Genomic DNA, 16,977 nt, shown 5'->3' with positions numbered 1-16,977 from the left:
TTGTACACCTGCTTGAACCCTATAAATATTTGATCAAAACCATTACCACTGATAATGGCTCAGAGTTCTTCTGTCATGAGTATATTACCAAGAAACTTGGTGCCAAGGTATACTTCGCTGATCCTCATGCTCCATGGCAAAAGGGACTCATTGAAAACACAAACGGACTCATCAGACAGTATATCCCCAAGGGGACCGATTTTGACAATGTCAGCCAACAAAAAATCAAGGAAATACAACGGCAAATTAACACAAGACCAAGAGCTAAATTGAAATTTCTCTCGCCTGATGAAGCCTTTGTCAAAAATATTTCTTAAATTTGCACTTGCTAGTTGAATTCACCCTCTGGACTTTCTCACTTCCAAAGTTAATTCCGTTAGTAGAGAAATTAAAGCGATAAGAATTAAACCATGGATGGTTTAGACGGAACATTTGCTTTTTTATATAATCACAAGTTCTATCAATTAAATCTATTTCTAAGAAAGGCTCTCCGCCGATAAAGTCCCATACGACAGATTTATTTCCTGATACTTGCTTGTTTTGAAGAATATAGTCAACAGCCTTTCTTGCTATCTCGTCAGACATACGCTCTTTAGAGTTTTTTCCAACAAGATAGCAATATTTACAGGCTAACTGACAATCTTTAGTTACTATGAAAGTGATTGACTTAGCTATTCCGTGTTGCCATTGATCAGATGAATCTTTATACGAACTCATTAGTAATACCCTCTACAACCGCTACTACAAGTGCCAGAGCAAGAGCTAGCACAAGCTCCCCGGCATCCACCACAATAAGCAGTACAACCTCCTGTACATGTACCACGGCATCCTCCTGAGCAATAACCTTGGCAGCTGCTAGAACAACTTACACTACATCCGCCATCACAACCATAATAGCATCCCGTTTCCTTTTGCCCTTCATGATTTGCCGCATTTCCTAAAATAGGAATTTGAGATAGGGCTATTGCACCTATTACAGGGAGCAATCCTTTAGCCGCCTTCTTAAAGAACTGACGCCTATTCAGCTCTTCACCATGTTTTTTATTCTCCTCCATAGGATAAAGTTTCTATGCTGATTGCTCCCGACATTCAGCGAGATTATTTTTATTGGAAATAAAAAAGACGTGGGAGTCATACTTGCCTATCCCACGTCCAGGCTCTCGCATTGCCTTTTCCAAGGATAAGCAACGCGACAGCCCACGCCAAGAGATATTATGCAGAATGCCAGTTGTGGCATAGAGATAATACACCTTACGTGGACGTTCCGTTGCTGTATCTTCTTGGAAAATTCAAATTTGCGAGATTCGAACGTAGAAGATAAAGTTCGTAAACGTCCTTTCTGAGCCAAAGGCCTTGGGCTATGCATAACCCGTTGTCTTGAAGACTCAATTAATCCATCGATGTCTTGACTCATCAGCCTTTCGACTGAATCATCGCCGCAAAATTAAGCAATTTCTACAATACTTGCAAATTTTCCTAAAGAAAATTGCATAAAAAGTGGTGTGTTCGGGAACAGGGATTTTTTAAGAAGCCCGTTATAGGATAAAGTTCCTTCGGATATCCGCAGAAGTGCAACGGGCAGAAGTCCTGCTCTGGCAACAAAATCAACAGCGAAGATTTCCACCTTACCAAAAAGTGTCCACAAAGAAGGCGTTTTAAGGCGAAAAACGACTATTTTCAAGAAAAATTCGCTATTATTGCATTTTGTTTGGGTGTACCCTTGATTGTAGTTGAATTATACCTACCTTTGCAATCGTCAAGCTTTTGACAACCGGTTCAACGTGGTGTCGATTAGGGCACTAAACAATTACTAACCCACATAAAACTACTATTGTATGAAGAGTTATAATTTATATGATCTTCTTCAAAAGCACGTTTGTGCAATGACCGGAGAGGAATTTATCTTCCTCATGAGCAATGTGTCGGTTTTGTCCGACAAGTCTATTAATCACTCTACGGATGACGAAAAGCCAAGGCACTTAGTTTACGGTATTCAGGGAATCGCCGACACCTTCGGATGCAGCATCCCGACTGCTAACCGCATCAAGCGCAGCGGCATCATTGACGATACCATCACCCAGGTGGGCCGTAAGATCGTCATTGACGCTAATCTCGCTTTGGAGTTGGCAGCCAAAGCTAAGAAACAAGGAAAGGAGGTGTGTGCATGACTATGATTTACAACATTCCAACTTTCGTTTCACGTTCTGAGATGAACAAGGTGCCTATCTCAGACCTCCTCACCGCCATGCGGTTCCCCTACTATGAGCAGGTGCAGTCGCTCCGTCATTACCGTGCGGTAGTTAACGCTAATGGCTTCATTGCTGATTTCACAGTCAACATGGCCCGTAATGAGTGGATATCCCGTAAGGACGATGTTCATGGTCAGACGGCTGAACTTATCGACTATCTGAATTTCAAGCCTCGTGACTTCGACGGCAACTACCACGATCACATGGAGCTCATGCTCAATACCTATCGGGAATCAGGGGCTCTGCCTGGCAGCTTCCCGACGGCAACGGTAAGATTAGGCAAACTCAGGACAACGGTGACCAACGACATCGACGAATCAGTTTATGAACTGATGACCCGCCACGGCATCTCCACAGGTGTGCTTGACCAGTTCTGCAAGCAGATCGAGGTCAATGATCCTCAGAAGTCGAAGGACAGGTACCTATTGGCTTTTCCTGCCGACAACGACAACTGGATGGTCTTCTGTGAAACTGCCTGGAGACCTTATGATGAAAGTACGATCACCACCATCGGTAAGATCAAGAAGAACCAGTACTGTTTCGTCTACGACAGTCCATCTGACTTCCTCGCCATGATGGAGATGTGGCACAAGAATCAGGTGAACCAGTCCTTCAGTAGCACCTACCACCTCATCATCAATGGCAGACAGAACATCGAGAAGGCACAGCAGTTCATCCGTGACAATCCCGACTTTTTGTCTGTCAAGACATTCTTCCCCAACACGGCTGATGGCAGACAAATGTTCAAGGATATCAACGATGCCTGCAAGGGGACGGCAGTAAACCGTTCTGACATTTTCAAAGGATACGAATCTCTTGCCTCCCGAATGAGAATGCAGATGCCGTCAGACATTTATGAGAAGTATGTCGTGAAGATGTCTGACAACGAAGAGGCTATCTCCCCATCGCTGAAAGATACGAACCGTCTGACAACGGACAAGACATCGAACTCACAGTGTCTGACGAACCAATCTTCTGAAGAAGGAAAGCAGGAGGCCAAAAAGTCCGACAAGATTGCTAAGGGTACCGGTCCAGTTCAAAATCTCACTTTGGAGCCGAAGCATAAAGGTTGGGGACTGTAATGGCAGACATTGTCTGACAAAGGGTATGATCCACAAATGCCAGTGCCATGCTTTTGGTGTCTTGAACGGGTTGATAGTGCAAGATGTGGCGTTGTCTGACAACTCTCTGAGATTGTCCGCCAAGCCACCCTTGCTCAGGGAAACCCCGAGACCCGGGAAGTCTTCGCTTAGCATCGACTTCCTTTGCTGGAACTGTCTGACATTAACAACAGAGATATCTATAAGATGATAGCAAAAGTATTACGATCAGACAACGTGGCCTACACGCTCAGCTACGGACAGAATCCGGAGAAGGGAGGTGAGGTGTTCTACCTCAATGAGACCCTCGAAGGACAGACACCCAAAGAGATGGCTGATGACTGGCTGGCGATAGCCAATAAGTACTCGCCGATGTGCTACCACATCATAATCTCAATGAGTGACGGCGACACTGAGAAGATAAGAAGTATTGACAATCCGGCTGACCGAGTAGAGTTCGAGCGCAATGTGATAGATGCCTTCATGCGTGAACTTGACCAAAGGGGAAACAATGTCTTTGACTGCCCGTTTGTCGTAGCCCATCATGAGAACACTGACAACGAGCACTTCCATATTGCCATCCTCACGACGACGGTCGATGGCAGACGACTCCACGATTCTTTCATCAAGAAGAATGCTGTTCGGGCGGCAGCCAAGGTCAGTGAGGAATACGGACTCGAAGCTGCTCCCCGTGCTTTATATCTGGAGCGACAGCATCAGAAGGCTATCGGAACAAGGAAAGAAGAGCCTCGACCGGATGACTCGAATGAGAAGCGTGAGTCTCGCGATGACCAGAGCAAGAAACGCACCTATACCCGTGTGGAGAAAGATCCGGGTGAGTTGAAGGAGCGGCAGCGCAGAGTCATCAGGGCAAAGCAGCGCAAGCAGCGGTGTAAGTACATGATTGAGAAACTGGCCCAAGACAAAAACTACCACTGACGCCAACTTCCTCAGTCGGCTGGCCGCTGAAAGTATTCGTCTCTATCGTGATCCCTATGAGCAGTGCCTGTATGCCGTGATTTACGATGAGGACGACGATAAAACTCGTACCTACTCCTTGGACAAGGAACTTGATGTAGACCTTCAACTACTCCAAAGACTGAATGTCAACGTGACAGTTAAGGAGCGTGTAGACAAGGTCAGCACTAAGAAGTATCAGGAAATCAAAGCCAAAGTAGAGAAAGAACGCAAGGCTGCGGAAGCAAAGGCTGCTACAACGAGTAGGAAGACAATCAAGCGAACTATAGGCAATTCCAAGGCGACCAAGACATCAAAATCTTCTCTTGGTCGAAAAGGCTCTGGTATTCTCAACGCCTCAGAAGGTGCTGCTCATGGTCAGAACCGGGAACATGAAGTCGGAGGGCATCACGGAAACAGTGATGATCTCGATGAGAAGTGGCACTTGGAATCCGGCTATTACGGCTACTAACATTCAACCAATTAGTCATTAAATCGAAACATTCAAAACTTTTCAAACATGAAAAAGAAAACACCAACAAAGTCAAAACAGCAGGCAAAGGCTATGGAGCCAAAGACGACCATGCCTTGCCGCATCACCATCCGCTTAACTGAAGAGCAGATGAAGCAGGTTGCGAACAACGCAGCACTGAAGGGACACAAGCCGTCGGCTTACTGCCGTCAGGTCATCCTTGGGCGAAAGGTCAGAGACCTCAGTCCCGACACCCGCAGCTACCGTCAGACGCTCACAAACATGGGTAACAATCTCAACCAGTTGGTGCGGCACATGAACACTAATGGCTCTAACAAGAACGACATTGCTAAGGCAATGGCACTGATAACTGACATCAAACAACTTAAGTCTAACCTCGATAAATCATGAAGAGTATGGATTTCAACAACAAGAAGAAGGGACTCGGAGACTATGTCTCTAATCCAGTTGCAGACAAGCCGGGAAAGGATATGACCGGTATGGTAGGAAACATCACCAAGGCAGATCTTGACAAGATCGTCAAGTCCATGGCAGAGTCAGCCAAGTCCATGGAGAAGAGTGCTCAAGAGAACAAGGAGAGCTCTGACAGGATGTTTGACCTCTCAGCCGAGCTCTGCAATGTCTACCTCAATGAGGATGGCACTCCCAAGGACTTCGCAGACCGTGAGGGACGGAAGGATCTCATGGACAGCATCAATGCCAACACTTATATGTTGGAGGAGTTCAAGAAGGATCTGGAGACATGGATTAAGAAGTTGCTAAGCAAGATCCCTGCCAAAGTGGAAGCGTTCCTCTGTGACGAGCATGCCAAACTGCTCAATTCATTCTACAAGAACCGTGTCTACTATATTCTGACACTTGTATTGATTGTCATCATAGCAGTCACAGCAGTTATTGGAGGAATAGTAAAAGCTAACGAATATGCTGACAAGGCTGCAGAGTATGAGGAGCGCTGTCAGGAAGCTGATCAGCGGGAGAAAACCAATAAGGATGCTACTGCCTTCGGCAAATACATGAGACAGAACAATCCCAACACCTTCCGCCGCTGGAAGGAGCGCCAGGAGAACAACGACTAAGACGACGGAGCCCGCAAGCATCGATAGGATGGCTTGCGGGTCTTATCTTAAAGATCATGGAACTATATATCCTTAAGGATAATCCACTTGCCGATTTTCTTACTGCCCTCCTTAGTTATAACTCCTTGCTTACGCAAAGAAGACATAATTCTCTCGGTAGTTCTCTTAGAATTATCTGTAGCCTTTGATATTTCATCAACTGTTGCTACTGGATTACTCCTTATAATATTAATAATACTAAGTTCCTCATTCGACAGTTTTAATCCGCCACTTAATCCGCCATTTAATCCGCCACTCTTGGACAAAGGGGTCTTGGAGCGGATAGTCAAGTTGACAAATGGCTCTGCGACTTCGAAGGTCGGCTCCGGCAATCCCGCTCCTCTACAGCCATCAATGATGAGCGTAATGCCTCGCCCCCACGTCTCCATGAGTCCACGACGATAGAAGACATCAGCTATTCTGGGATTCCGTGGCACCTCAAGCTTTCCTATATTTTTGCTTTTTGTCCTTAGGATTACTAGGATTTGACATTAAGAGCAAACCTCTATTCACAAGATCTGTGATATATCGCTTGATATTTTTGGTTTGATATCCAATATTCAGATGCTCCAATATCTCACGACTTGTCCTTGGTACTGAACAGAAAGCAATAACTTCCCGTTCCTTTGTAGATAGTTCTTGACTATTACTTTCCGATTGTTGACTATTACTTAGACTATTACTTTTTATATTTTGACTATTACTTTTTTCACGTTGACTATTACTTATTAACGCTACTCTGACACTTTTGGGGGCTTCTCTGACACTATTCCCCTCTTGACTATTACTTCCGGTAGTGTCAGAGTTGTTGCGCTTCAGTGTCACGATAAACTCCTGTCGGCCTTCATCATTCAAGAATTCAATATGATCATCATCTTGCAGAGCACGGACAATACCGCTGCCAATACCAGTATAAGGCAATAGGAAGATAGCGTTGTTGAACAAGAGCATATTGCGAGGCAAGGATGTACCTTGTTTGATCTCATCTACAGAGAGTCCTCCGGGCAATGTGCCTGGACTGTGAATCTCTACTCTGTCATCAAAGATGAAGACACGAATGGGCGACTGGCGTGTCAGACTTCTGTGAATGAGAGCATTGACCGTAAGCTCAGACAGGCTGCTATAGGGTATCTCAAGACTTCCTATGCTGTTGAATTCTTCTTCTGTCTGACGGCGATGAAGATTACGGGTAAAGAAAGCCATAATCTGCTCGTATTGATGCAGCAGATTGCCGTTCGTGTCAGGACTATCAAGTTTGTCGAGGAACGTCGTTGATGCAATAGACGTGCCTGGCATACATACCCCTTTGATGGTAATACCCGGCAACCATCTCTGCGGATTCTTGCCAAACAGTTCAAGACAAGCCACTGTGAGAGTGCCGTCCTGGCGGATTAATCCTGAATTCTGCAGAAGAGCCCGGATAGTGAATCCTTTGATGATTTTACCCATCATCTCATCAGCAGACATGCCATTAGCTGTCTCGACTGTTATTCCCAAATTCTTGCACGGCTTCTCGAATCGGCTGAAAAGGTATTGCTTCAGAGTCTCGTCATCAAGATCACCAATGCTGGTACCTGGGACTGCAATACTATCGGGGAACAGATTCCCGCTCTGCGCAAGCATCTCAGCAACCTCCGTATTATCGAAGACCTTACGCTTGTCCGCACCATTCTTCACCCATACCACACCTTTATTGTCATGGTATGGCTTATTGGTTCCTTCCTTGACAGTTGCGACAACAACTCCACCATCGCCCATGTCGACGGCCTCCACATCAATGATTATTGGAGGTACGACATGGTCTGAAGCCACATTCCCCAAAAGTTGCGTCGTTCTCTGAAGTTCCTCAAAATTCAACGAATTCACCTTCCCCGTCTTATCGTTGACTCCAACGATCAACCTTCCTCCATGAGAATTACTGAACGCGACAAGCTCGCTGCCAACTTTGGCAGCGTCATCTATCCTCTCTTTCATCTGAACTGTGGAAGTTTCTCCCAGTGAGATGAGTTTTAACAGTTGCTCTCTATTCATATTGCAAACTTACGAAATTCTTTCCAATAATCCAAAAAGTAAAGTTGACAAATGGCTCTGCGACCTCGAAGGTCGGCTCCAGCAATTCCCGCTGATATTTTTTAATCGATTTTTTCATCCAAAGGTGGCCATTGGCCACCTTTGGATGTATTTTAAACGCAAAATTCCATCTGTTTATAGAAACATGGTCATATAGTCTGGCAACAACCAAGTTGCGCCATCTTTAGCCAGATCCTTTGTATAGATGAGATAGCTTTCGCCCACCCTTGCTGAGTACTTCTTGCAAAATTCATCCAGCGAAGTGTGATTGGCATGACCACTCGACTTGACTTCTATCGGACAGATCTTCTTACCTCTTGACAAGAGGAAATCAATCTCGTAATAATGCTTTTCATCTCTTGGCCATGTATAATAGAAAAGTTTGTTGCCAGCCGCGACAAGCATTTGAGCCACAAGATTCTCATAGACATAACCAAGATTAGCCGACAACTTGTCACTCAACAGCTTCTGATAAATGACATTCTCCGTAAAATCCTTATCCCAGAATGCCATCGTGACAAAAAGTCCGGTATCACCAATGAAAAGCTTATAGCGGGACGTGTCCTTGTTTAGCTCCATTCCCACATTCGGATCATCACAGTGGTAGACGATGTTGACGGTTTTAGACTCATCAAGACTCCTAAGCAAATCTCTTTCAGTAGCCTCAGTTATCGTACCGACAGAGGCAAAAGGCACATAGCGAGACGTATTCCTGCTCAACTGGCCAGGAATGGACATGAAGATATCAGCAGCTCTCCCCGATAGATCTATCTTATTGAAATCCTCTTTATACAACTGGATAATCTTGCGTTTGATCCTGTCAACCTTGCTTAGGTCGTTCGTATCAATATACTCATTTACAGCCTGGGGCATGCCACCAACAAGCATGTACAACCGCAAAAGTCTCTGTGTATTTCTGTGCGCTGAACCTAAAGGCAACTTCTTGTCCCAATATTGTCTAAGAAGGGGAACCGTAGCAGTATCGTTCATCGCCCATCGGAATTCCTCAAAGTCCATCGGATACATAGATATCCGGTCCTCTTCGCTCGGAATTGTAATGTCCTTTACGTTTTTTCTAATACTGATAAGTGAACCAGTCTCTATGTAATCATACCTTCCATCAGCTACAAGATACTTAATAGCCTGCCTTGCCAACGGACACCGCTGCACCTCATCGAAAATGATAAGGGACTTGCGATTGACTAATGACTTTCTGTACGTTGTCTGTAAGGTAAGGAAAATATAATCGAGGTCATTAAGGTCATCAAAGAGCTGACGCGTCTCTCTGGATGCCTTATTGAAGTCAATGAGTATGTATGACTCATATTCGTTCTTGGCAAACTCTTCGACAATGGTAGACTTGCCGACACGTCGAGCTCCCTCTATCAAGAGTGCCGACTTGCCATCATTCTCCCTCTTCCACTTGAGAATACGATCATAGATTTTCCTCTTAAATATATTTTCTGCCATAAGTCTTTGATTTACATTGCAAAGATAGTAAATAATTCAAATCCCCACAAATTTATTTAGGTTTATTTTCAAATCCCCACTAAATTAATTGTACTATTCTTCCTATTACCCACAAATTCATAGATGATTCTACTCTAAAAAGTCGGCAAGCCGACCATTATTAATATTTCATTATTATTAAAATTATTGCTCTTTGAAATTTTGTAATCTGGAGAATTTTTGCTAAATTTGTACTATCATTCAAGCAGCGATATATGTTTAAGAAGTCAAGTCTCAATAAGCAATTAGATCTCTTTTCCACTCCGTCATCTCTCATGTGCCAGCGTGAAAGTAAGCAGTATGATGATGAGCTGGCGTGGCAGAATAAGTTCTATCAGAATGTCAAGATAAACGAGGAGGTCTTCCGTCCGTTGTATACCAACAAGGTGTCCGGCGCTCCTACCAAACATATCCGCCAGCTTGTTGCAATGAATATTCTCAAGGAAGGGGCAGGCTGCTCTGATGAACAATTGTTTGAGAACTGCCGCTATAACCTGTTATGGCGCAATGCCCCATTATTTTTATTCCCACAAATCTTTGCCCTACAATTTATGAAAAATCAAAGAGTTGCAGAGTAATTTGCAACTCCTTCTGCTTTTTGTGGGAAAACATAATGTGGTGTTGTGTCATGTTGAGCAGTCACTACCTCTTTCTTGCGCCCGTTTTTTCTTCGTTTGGATTTGTATTCTAGAGAAATATATCCACAAAAAACATCCCGGCGAACCTGCCTTGCCGGGATACGGACTCTATCTTACGAGCAGAATTTTGAAAACAACGTGCAGAGAAAATTCTGCACGTTGTTTACGACCGCTAACTATATTGTTTATAAACGGAAATTATGAAGATTTTATGCATAATTATCAATCACGGAGCCATAAATTGCATAATTTCATGAATAATTATTATCTTTGAAACTCATTGTCTATATACTATTTTTATATCTTATTGATAATCAGTAGATTGTAGAAATGGCCCAGAATTGCGTATTTGCCATCGATAGTCTGTTTGCTGATAAATATGAGCATGATGAATAATGAATTGCTGCCAAAAAAGAGGAAGGAGAGGAGTGCATTTCATTCCCTTGTAAGGAATCTATTTACTTCCTTTCTTTTCAATATACCCTTCCTGGTCATAGCCTTTACGCTCATGGCGGATAAGATCGATCAGTTGCTGAAGCTCTTCGTTGTCTGTAGAGAGCGCTTTCAACTGATCATCATAGCGTTTGGCAGACCCATGCTTCAAGCGATCAGAGATATCATCAGGGATGAGGAAGGAAGAACGCGAAGGACCTAAGTACCTGTAAAACTCCTTCAGGAAGATATTGATACCAGCCAAGTCGAAGTCGCCGAAATGCAGATAATGATTGGGTATGGTGCAAAGCCACTTTCGGAGATCTGACGACTGTGGATAGCGCGATACGAAGAGCGCCTTCAACGATAGTTCATGCTTCAGCAGATAATCTTCAAAGAATGACCGCTGCCGGCGGATCTTCCTGAAGTTCTCCATGTTCTCAATGCCTATCACTGTAACGTCATCGGGGACGGAGAAGCGCTCCCAGTCAGTAATAAACGTGAAACTGCCTTCTTGTGGATTGACGATAAATGGCTTTCCGTCAAGCCGGCAATCTATCGGCTCGTAGCTGTTGACCGGGAATCCGGGGCAAGAGCGCACCATGACGAGTTTGGAGTTGCCCGTATCGGATGCCATGGAGGCACGACTGTCAGATCCATTGACATCCAGGATGCGGTACCGCTCGTCCTTATCGATGAGATATCGCTTCAAAGCCTCCACATCGCGTGCGTGGTATGCCTTCCGGGAGCCATGGCGGATTACTTGTAACAGTCCTTCCGCCAATAGCTCCTTCGACAATCGGCTATTAAGTTTCGAACCGGCAACATCTTCACCCGCCAGCAAAGCCTGTAATGATGCACTTATTACCATATCGTCTCGTTAGTCTATTCGTTTCAACAACAGTTCCACCTTTGTCTTAACACCTTGCTTGGTCAGCAGATAGGTGTAACGGTAATCGTATGGATTGTAGGATGTCGGAGAACTGTTGATCAGATAGATATTACGTGAATTGGCAAACTGCAGGATACCCTTGATATTATTTGGATGCAGTCGGCCGATCTCGTCCATCATACAATGAACGATGAAATCGCCGCTCTTGCGCGCCGCCTTTTTCTTGAACACATTGATGAGCATGATGTTTACCATTGCCTTCACGAGGATATCGGTGCCGTCAGACCCGACATTATTGATACGTTCCACCCAGCCCGTGTCATTGTCATTTTCCTTCACTCTGAATTGCAGACGGAATGTATCGCTTAGCGACACTGTCGTCCGGCCCGCCTCGTCCTGTAACTGATGTGACAGGCTCTTCAGGTATTCAACGACCTTCAGATTGACATCGTCGCGATGGTCGCTTGAGAAGAGGTTGAGCTCACCGATATCTTGAGCATTCTCCACTGTAAAGTTGTGAATCGACACAAGCAGTTGCATGAGTCTGTCAGAAGACTCGTCAGCCCTTAGGGCAATACCCTTGATGACGCCCACGAAATTCTTCTCGAAAAAGTCGTGGTTGATATCATTAATGACCTTATCCACATCAGACCGTCGGTTCATCAGCGCTCCTATCTCAGAGGAGATACGCCCAAGAATATCTTTATAATGCTCGCTTGTACGCTTGCGGAAGACCTCTATCTTATTGTTGTCCATGAAGTCCTGCAAGTCTGCTGCAATCTGCAGATAATCACTGTCGGTGACCGGCATGGTATTGAAGTGGAAAGCATTCTGCGGCTTGAAATAACGGTTGAAGTCAACGACTTTGGCTTTCAACGTCTCTACGGCCTCCCGTTTCTGATTGACATTGCCTCTGAGCTGACTCAGGAGTTCCTGACAGTCAAGTTTAGACTTCACACAAGCATTGTCGGAGATGAAAGAATCGGGCACAAGATGCTCATTCTCCACTACCTGATGGTATTGCTTCAGTCCGTCCCGCTTGTGCTCGAGGTCTTTCAACACATTTTTGAGATGGCTACCCAAATCCTGAAGTTTCTTCTCTATACGGGCACGTTTGTCTTCATAACGCTGACGAAGCATGTCAAGCCGCTGCTGGATATCCTTGATATTCTTTCTTATCTCGGGCTCGCGCTTGAAAAGGTTCTCCTCGGCATCATGATATCTCAGTACGGTCGGTCTGTTAGCCTCTATCAGCTTCAGCTGCCCGTCAAGATTCTGGATTTCGCTACTGAGCTTTTCAAGCATCTTTACGTCCACACCCTTGCCGGCAAGTTCTGCGTTCTTCTGCTGTTGGAGTTGGGCTATCTGATCATCGAAATCCTTGTTACGAACTGCAGCCTCAGCCTTCTGTGACTCCCGGAAGACTCGCAATTCCTCGTCTAACGCCTGAATAGCCTTTTTGAATTCCGAATCGAGATCCTTCAGCTCTTTCTTGTTTTTCTCGTTTCTCTTTGCTCGTGCTTTCTGTTCCGTTTGGACAGCAAGAACAGCTGAATCATAATTACGCTCACGCACCTCCTTCTCATGCGCAATGAGTTCAGCCTCTTCCATCTCCAACTTATGCTGATCGTTCTGCAGATTCTGCCGCTTCAGCGGTATCTGTTCTTTCTCGACGCGCAACTGCGTAGCATGCTCACGAAGAGGATTGATCTTTGCCGTGTATTTCCTATTGAGTTTATCGATATTCTCTTGTAGTTTTGCAGACAATTGACCGAGTTGATGGTTAAGCGATTGAATCTCATCCTCCAACTTTTTCTTCTCCGATCTGTACTCATCCGGCGAGCGATGTACAAAGCTGACATTGTCAAGATTGAGCTTCACGCCAAACAAGGAGTCAGAGGCGGCCTCCAACCTTGGCTCGAGACCCTGCGCATAGAGAATATGGTCTTCGTCAACAACCTTACCGATGTTGTCTTCCCATCCTTCCGCGTTCTTGCACAGCCACTGATAGAGAGAGCCGTCTAAGTGGGAGAGTTTCTCATCAATCTCAGCAACAGCACTGCGACATTTCGCCCGTTCTGCCTCCAAATGCTCCTGCTCGCGAGCAGACGTCTGCTTCACCTCAGCTTCCTTCATCTCATATTCTTGGCGGAGCAGAGCAATATTGCTCTTCACCGTAGCCTGATTGGCAATATTTTCCTTTTCTTCAGTATCTATCTGCAGCAACTGATCCTTCACGATCTTTAGCTCTTCCGCTTTCGGGTGCCAATGCTGGAGATCCTTCCGAGCGCTCTCACAGTTGTTCTCAACTTTCTGCAATCGCAGCAATCGCTCGTCAGATTCACGCATCCAACTACTGTAAGCCTCCATCGTAAGGTTTCTGTTTTTCGTACGCTCCTCGTCGAGGCGTGTACGCTCCTTTTGCTGAGAAGTTTGCTTATTAAAGAAAGCGTCCTTCTGAGCATTTTCAAAAGCCTGGCGTGAATTATTCAGTTTACCTTCGGCGATCTTGTATTTCTCCTCTATCGAAGAATATGCCTTCAGCAGATTGTCACGCAACATCTGCTTTTCAGCCATATCCTGTTTAATAGACGGTTCACGGGCGGCGAGGGCAAGTTTTTCATCTATATCCTGGGCTTCAAAGTCTTTTCTCGCCTGAGCAATCTCTTTGAGTTTGCTCTTCTTGGCACCGAGGTCTTGGTTGAGAGAGTTGTTGTCTTTCCCGTAATCAGAAGCAAGTTCCTTCTCTTTCTCCTGCTCTTTATCGATATCGCTTTTTACAGTAGTAGCCTCAGCTTCCAAGAGCGGTATCTTTCGCTCGTCCTCGGCAACGACATCATTCAGCATGTGCCACAGCTCAAGCGACTTCCGACCAAGAGCGATGATCACGCGCCCCTGTTCGGCTATCTTTGTTGCCAGATCGCGCACCGGGTAACTACCATCGCTTTTTTGCCGGAACCAGCAATCAATCTCATCGTATTCACGTTCAAAATTGGTTACCAGGCGCCTGTAGGGCTGCAATTCGATGGGCAGGTCCTCGTCAGTCATCGACTGTATGATGGTGTTCTTCACAAAGTCAGCATCAAGCTTGGTATTCAGGAAGACATTCTGAATACTTCTTGGAATATTCTGATAGTGAGAACTATGCACAAGTGCATAGCGTGTATACTTATGGTCATTGGTATTGCCGAAGACAATATCTTTGAACAATACCCCGGAGTCGATGCGCGCAGACACGACGATATTGTGATCGATGCGGTCACGAATCTTTATCCAATCGCTGAGCACATGACCGTCATCTTCTACAAGCCACTCTTTCTTATAAGGTGCATCGATAAAGCGCCACGTGGCATGTCCCTGATAGCGGCTTAGCAATATGGTATAGGCCCCATTGTCACGCATCACCTCATAGAGGATATAAGAATTGGACTGGCGGAAATAGAACTCGTCAAAGGGTTTCTGTCCTTGCTTGATGCCAAGATGATGCTTGTCGGCATTATAAAAGAACAACAAGGCACGCAATATGGTGCTCTTACCCACACCCTGGGTGCCGGTAAAGTGTACGTTGCCATTGACAGCAATCTCCGCATAGGAGATATTCGCACTGTTGATAAATATGATTTTATTCAGGTAGTTCATCTTCGTTGGCTATTTGTATCATGTCCACCAATTCTTCAGCATAGCGGAATGCCGAAGTCACTTTATAGGTCTCATCCTGCTCGTTGACACATTCCGCAAAGCCCATATTTTGCATTTCCTGTATCAACTTGTTTACAATCTCAAGATAGGAGCCGGCACCATATTTTCGGAAGAGATGGCCTGCCTTCTCTTTAAGTTCAACGTCGATGCTGACCTGTTCTATCATGTTACTCTTACGGAACTGGAAACCGGCAGTGAACGACTGGTTGTAGCATTTGAGGAAGTCAAGATAGTCAAGCCACTTGGCAAAGCTGTCCAACTTTTGTTCTATGGCTTGTTTCCCTTCGCCGATTCTTGAAAAATAAAAATAGCCGTTGCCGGATTCAAGTCGGATACCAATCTCCTTGAAATAGTCGGCATAGTCATCCGTATTCTCTTCCAGGTCCTCATAGAGATGACGGACGACAGGATCGATGCTGTCGTCAGAGAGAAATTCCCCACGGCTCAGCCGTTCATAGATTCTTTGTGTATTATTTCGCATAAACAATAGGGTATTCAATGTTTTGATAGGTAGCCATCTCTCCCGTCATCCGACAGTCGTCAGGATGCAGAATAACGAGCTGGCAGAACAAAGCGGCATGGTCTTCTATACTTCTTTCCGATTTATAATCGTACCGCAGGATAAAGTCGAAGAGATTATAGTTGGAAGCCACGAAAGCATTCCATACCTCCTCGGGATCGACAGCTTTCAGTTGTCTCACATGTGCTTGCAAATCCTCATCTGTCAGAGGCTCAGCCTCTGTCCTCGCCGTTTTCTGAATACCATTGCGCTCTGCTATACGCCGCATGATATTCACGATCTGGTCGTTGCCTCTCAGCATATCGAGCGACAAGCGTATCTTGCTGTATTGCCGCGACTCCATCCATAATGGATTCTTCTCCTGAAGAACCTGTAAGATATTCGTGCTCGTCTTGATCAACAGCTGATCCTGCAAATATTTCAGTTTACGTATCTTCTTATAAAGTTGGTTCTGCTTGTCAATCTGATTGATATAGATGATAATTTGCCGGTCGATCTCCATCAGCGCATGATAGGCTTCCACAAAATCATGCCTTACATCACTGCATGTCATTGCCATATGGGGGTCATTAGCCATGATGAAGAAAGCCTGCTCATTGTCCATCAATTTCTCACATTCTTTTATCATCGAACGAATACTATGACTTTTCTCGTCGAGATTCTTCAACTTGTCTTTCTTAATGGCATAGTTAGGTTCCTGCTTATACGTCTCGTCCATCTTACGCTTCAGGTCTACGACGTTTTTCAGCGTTCTGAATCCGGTCTTTCGGAGAATCTGCCGCACGCTGTTCTGATAGCCCTCCTTTCTTGCCTCATTGGTCTCTTTGAGGTAATAGCCGATATATTCCTTCAGCGTGTTGATGCACTCCTGTACGCTCAGCACACTAATCTCTTCGTTCACATCCAATACCTCTTCGAAGAAGTTCAGATAGTCGCTCTCTATCTCTACGCTATTGCCAGTTTCAACAAGCACACCATAGTCGATGAGTTTTCGCAGACGGGCCTCGTTGCCGCCGGTCAGTTCAATAGCCAAAGCTGTCGGAAACTTCATCAGCTTTCGCTTCTCAAACATCTCAGTCAGCAATTTATTCTCCCGAGAGAGCGTCCTTGTCAGTTCCTCTATGGTCCTAAAATGTGATAGTATATCCATTTGCCATTAACTATTTGTCAAATCATGGTGAATTCAACTAGCAAGTGCAAATTTAAGAAATATTTTTGACAAAGGCTTCATCAGGCGAGAGAAATTTCAATTTAGCTCTTGGTCTTGTGTTAATTTGCCGTTGTATTTCCTTGATTTTTTGTT

General features: G+C 45.0%; 18 protein-coding genes and 1 pseudogene. 9 read left to right on the top strand and 10 right to left on the bottom strand.

Annotated features, from left to right (window positions below):
• A partial coding sequence (locus G604_RS0111930; RefSeq protein WP_028910758.1) for an IS30 family transposase occupies positions 1–317 on the top strand: 317 nt, incomplete at its 5' end.
• On the opposite strand, the gene G604_RS0111925 is transcribed toward G604_RS0111930, so the two are convergent.
• Positions 301–717: a 4Fe-4S cluster-binding domain-containing protein gene (locus G604_RS0111925; RefSeq protein ID WP_081657763.1), complete on the bottom strand. Its 417-nt coding sequence runs from the start codon at positions 715–717 to the stop codon at positions 301–303. The genes G604_RS0111930 and G604_RS0111925 overlap by 17 nt on opposite strands.
• Positions 718–1,444: 727 nt before the next feature.
• Positions 1,445–1,681, bottom strand: a complete 237-nt coding sequence (locus G604_RS0111915) for a hypothetical protein (RefSeq protein ID WP_036905678.1) — start codon at positions 1,679–1,681, stop codon at positions 1,445–1,447.
• Positions 1,682–1,835: 154 nt separating this feature from the next.
• Between G604_RS0111915 and G604_RS0111910 the strand changes: the two genes are divergently transcribed.
• The 6 genes from G604_RS0111910 to G604_RS0111885 all read left to right on the top strand — a co-directional run bounded on the left by G604_RS0111910 (position 1,836) and on the right by G604_RS0111885 (position 5,875).
• Complete coding sequence (locus G604_RS0111910) at positions 1,836–2,168, top strand: DUF3853 family protein (protein WP_036905675.1); 333 nt, start codon at positions 1,836–1,838, stop codon at positions 2,166–2,168.
• Between the two features lie 2 nt (positions 2,169–2,170).
• Positions 2,171–3,331 (top strand): hypothetical protein, encoded by a 1,161-nt coding sequence (locus G604_RS0111905; RefSeq protein ID WP_036905672.1) that lies wholly within the window; start codon positions 2,171–2,173, stop codon positions 3,329–3,331.
• A gap of 225 nt (positions 3,332–3,556) precedes the next feature.
• Positions 3,557–4,288 (top strand): relaxase/mobilization nuclease domain-containing protein, encoded by a 732-nt coding sequence (locus G604_RS0111900; RefSeq protein ID WP_155941946.1) that lies wholly within the window; start codon positions 3,557–3,559, stop codon positions 4,286–4,288.
• Positions 4,254–4,778, top strand: a complete 525-nt coding sequence (locus tag G604_RS14410) for a hypothetical protein (RefSeq protein ID WP_036905669.1) — start codon at positions 4,254–4,256, stop codon at positions 4,776–4,778. Before G604_RS0111900 ends, G604_RS14410 begins: the two co-directional genes overlap by 35 nt.
• 48 nt (positions 4,779–4,826) lie before the next feature.
• A complete protein-coding gene (locus G604_RS0111890; protein WP_028910751.1) occupies positions 4,827–5,189 on the top strand; it encodes a plasmid mobilization protein in 363 nt (120 codons plus the stop codon).
• A complete protein-coding gene (locus G604_RS0111885; protein ID WP_028910750.1) occupies positions 5,186–5,875 on the top strand; it encodes a hypothetical protein in 690 nt (229 codons plus the stop codon). Before G604_RS0111890 ends, G604_RS0111885 begins: the two co-directional genes overlap by 4 nt.
• Positions 5,876–5,937: 62 nt before the next feature.
• Here G604_RS0111885 and G604_RS15730 read toward each other — a convergent pair whose 3' ends face one another.
• Together G604_RS15730 and G604_RS0111875 are read right to left on the bottom strand one after the other, a co-directional pair.
• Positions 5,938–6,303 (bottom strand): winged helix-turn-helix transcriptional regulator, encoded by a 366-nt coding sequence (locus G604_RS15730; RefSeq protein ID WP_028910749.1) that lies wholly within the window; start codon positions 6,301–6,303, stop codon positions 5,938–5,940.
• A 49-nt stretch (positions 6,304–6,352) separates the two neighbouring features.
• The gene (locus tag G604_RS0111875; RefSeq protein WP_316928669.1) at positions 6,353–7,411 is read right to left on the bottom strand and encodes an ATP-binding protein; all 1,059 of its coding nucleotides are present in this window, start codon (positions 7,409–7,411) and stop codon (positions 6,353–6,355) included.
• 36 nt (positions 7,412–7,447) lie between these two features.
• On the opposite strand from G604_RS0111875, the gene G604_RS15685 reads away from it, so the two are divergent.
• A complete protein-coding gene (locus tag G604_RS15685; protein ID WP_316928670.1) occupies positions 7,448–7,720 on the top strand; it encodes a hypothetical protein in 273 nt (90 codons plus the stop codon).
• On the opposite strand, the pseudogene G604_RS15680 reads toward G604_RS15685, so the two are convergent.
• Positions 7,625–7,888, bottom strand: a pseudogene (locus G604_RS15680) (helix-turn-helix domain-containing protein); the annotation flags it as partial. The gene G604_RS15685 and the pseudogene G604_RS15680 sit on opposite strands and share 96 nt — an antisense overlap.
• A gap of 231 nt (positions 7,889–8,119) precedes the next feature.
• A complete protein-coding gene (locus tag G604_RS0111865) occupies positions 8,120–9,454 on the bottom strand; it encodes an ATP-binding protein (protein WP_036905662.1) in 1,335 nt (444 codons plus the stop codon).
• Between the two features lie 254 nt (positions 9,455–9,708).
• Here G604_RS0111865 and G604_RS0111860 point away from each other — a divergent pair, with 254 nt between their 5' ends.
• Positions 9,709–10,071: a hypothetical protein gene (locus tag G604_RS0111860; RefSeq protein ID WP_028910746.1), complete on the top strand. Its 363-nt coding sequence runs from the start codon at positions 9,709–9,711 to the stop codon at positions 10,069–10,071.
• Positions 10,072–10,585: 514 nt separating this feature from the next.
• Here G604_RS0111860 and G604_RS0111850 read toward each other — a convergent pair.
• The 4 genes from G604_RS0111850 to G604_RS0111835 are packed head-to-tail and all read right to left on the bottom strand — an operon-like array spanning position 10,586 to position 16,824.
• Complete coding sequence (locus G604_RS0111850) at positions 10,586–11,434, bottom strand: hypothetical protein (protein WP_028910745.1); 849 nt, start codon at positions 11,432–11,434, stop codon at positions 10,586–10,588.
• Positions 11,435–11,443: 9 nt separating this feature from the next.
• The gene (locus G604_RS0111845; RefSeq protein ID WP_028910744.1) at positions 11,444–15,094 is read right to left on the bottom strand and encodes an ATP-binding protein; all 3,651 of its coding nucleotides are present in this window, start codon (positions 15,092–15,094) and stop codon (positions 11,444–11,446) included.
• A complete protein-coding gene (locus G604_RS0111840; protein WP_028910743.1) occupies positions 15,078–15,635 on the bottom strand; it encodes a condensin complex protein MksE in 558 nt (185 codons plus the stop codon). Before G604_RS0111840 ends, G604_RS0111845 begins: the two co-directional genes overlap by 17 nt.
• Positions 15,625–16,824, bottom strand: a complete 1,200-nt coding sequence (locus G604_RS0111835) for a hypothetical protein (protein WP_028910742.1) — start codon at positions 16,822–16,824, stop codon at positions 15,625–15,627. The genes G604_RS0111840 and G604_RS0111835 overlap by 11 nt, the downstream gene beginning before the upstream one ends.
• Positions 16,825–16,977 lie beyond the last annotated feature (153 nt).

The organism is Prevotella sp. AGR2160 (assembly GCF_000424185.1).
Classification (GTDB): domain Bacteria; phylum Bacteroidota; class Bacteroidia; order Bacteroidales; family Bacteroidaceae; genus Prevotella.
The sequence above is the reverse complement of the archived record's forward strand: the minus strand, read 5'-3'. Positions and strand labels throughout refer to the sequence as shown.

What these genes read in the sequence shown, in the direction of transcription:
- G604_RS0111835 (WP_028910742.1), bottom strand. Translation starts at nt 16,824, where the DNA reads ATGGATATACTATCACATTTTAGGACCATAGAGGAACTGACAAGGACG.
- G604_RS15730 (WP_028910749.1), bottom strand. Translation starts at nt 6,303, where the DNA reads ATGGAGACGTGGGGGCGAGGCATTACGCTCATCATTGATGGCTGTAGA.
- G604_RS0111890 (WP_028910751.1), top strand. Translation starts at nt 4,827, where the DNA reads ATGAAAAAGAAAACACCAACAAAGTCAAAACAGCAGGCAAAGGCTATG.
- G604_RS0111900 (WP_155941946.1), top strand. Translation starts at nt 3,557, where the DNA reads ATGATAGCAAAAGTATTACGATCAGACAACGTGGCCTACACGCTCAGC.
- G604_RS0111885 (WP_028910750.1), top strand. Translation starts at nt 5,186, where the DNA reads ATGAAGAGTATGGATTTCAACAACAAGAAGAAGGGACTCGGAGACTAT.
- G604_RS0111840 (WP_028910743.1), bottom strand. Translation starts at nt 15,635, where the DNA reads ATGCGAAATAATACACAAAGAATCTATGAACGGCTGAGCCGTGGGGAA.
- G604_RS0111845 (WP_028910744.1), bottom strand. Translation starts at nt 15,094, where the DNA reads ATGAACTACCTGAATAAAATCATATTTATCAACAGTGCGAATATCTCC.
- G604_RS0111905 (WP_036905672.1), top strand. Translation starts at nt 2,171, where the DNA reads ATGATTTACAACATTCCAACTTTCGTTTCACGTTCTGAGATGAACAAG.
- G604_RS0111910 (WP_036905675.1), top strand. Translation starts at nt 1,836, where the DNA reads ATGAAGAGTTATAATTTATATGATCTTCTTCAAAAGCACGTTTGTGCA.
- G604_RS0111865 (WP_036905662.1), bottom strand. Translation starts at nt 9,454, where the DNA reads ATGGCAGAAAATATATTTAAGAGGAAAATCTATGATCGTATTCTCAAG.
- G604_RS0111850 (WP_028910745.1), bottom strand. Translation starts at nt 11,434, where the DNA reads ATGGTAATAAGTGCATCATTACAGGCTTTGCTGGCGGGTGAAGATGTT.
- G604_RS0111860 (WP_028910746.1), top strand. Translation starts at nt 9,709, where the DNA reads ATGTTTAAGAAGTCAAGTCTCAATAAGCAATTAGATCTCTTTTCCACT.
- G604_RS0111925 (WP_081657763.1), bottom strand. Translation starts at nt 717, where the DNA reads ATGAGTTCGTATAAAGATTCATCTGATCAATGGCAACACGGAATAGCT.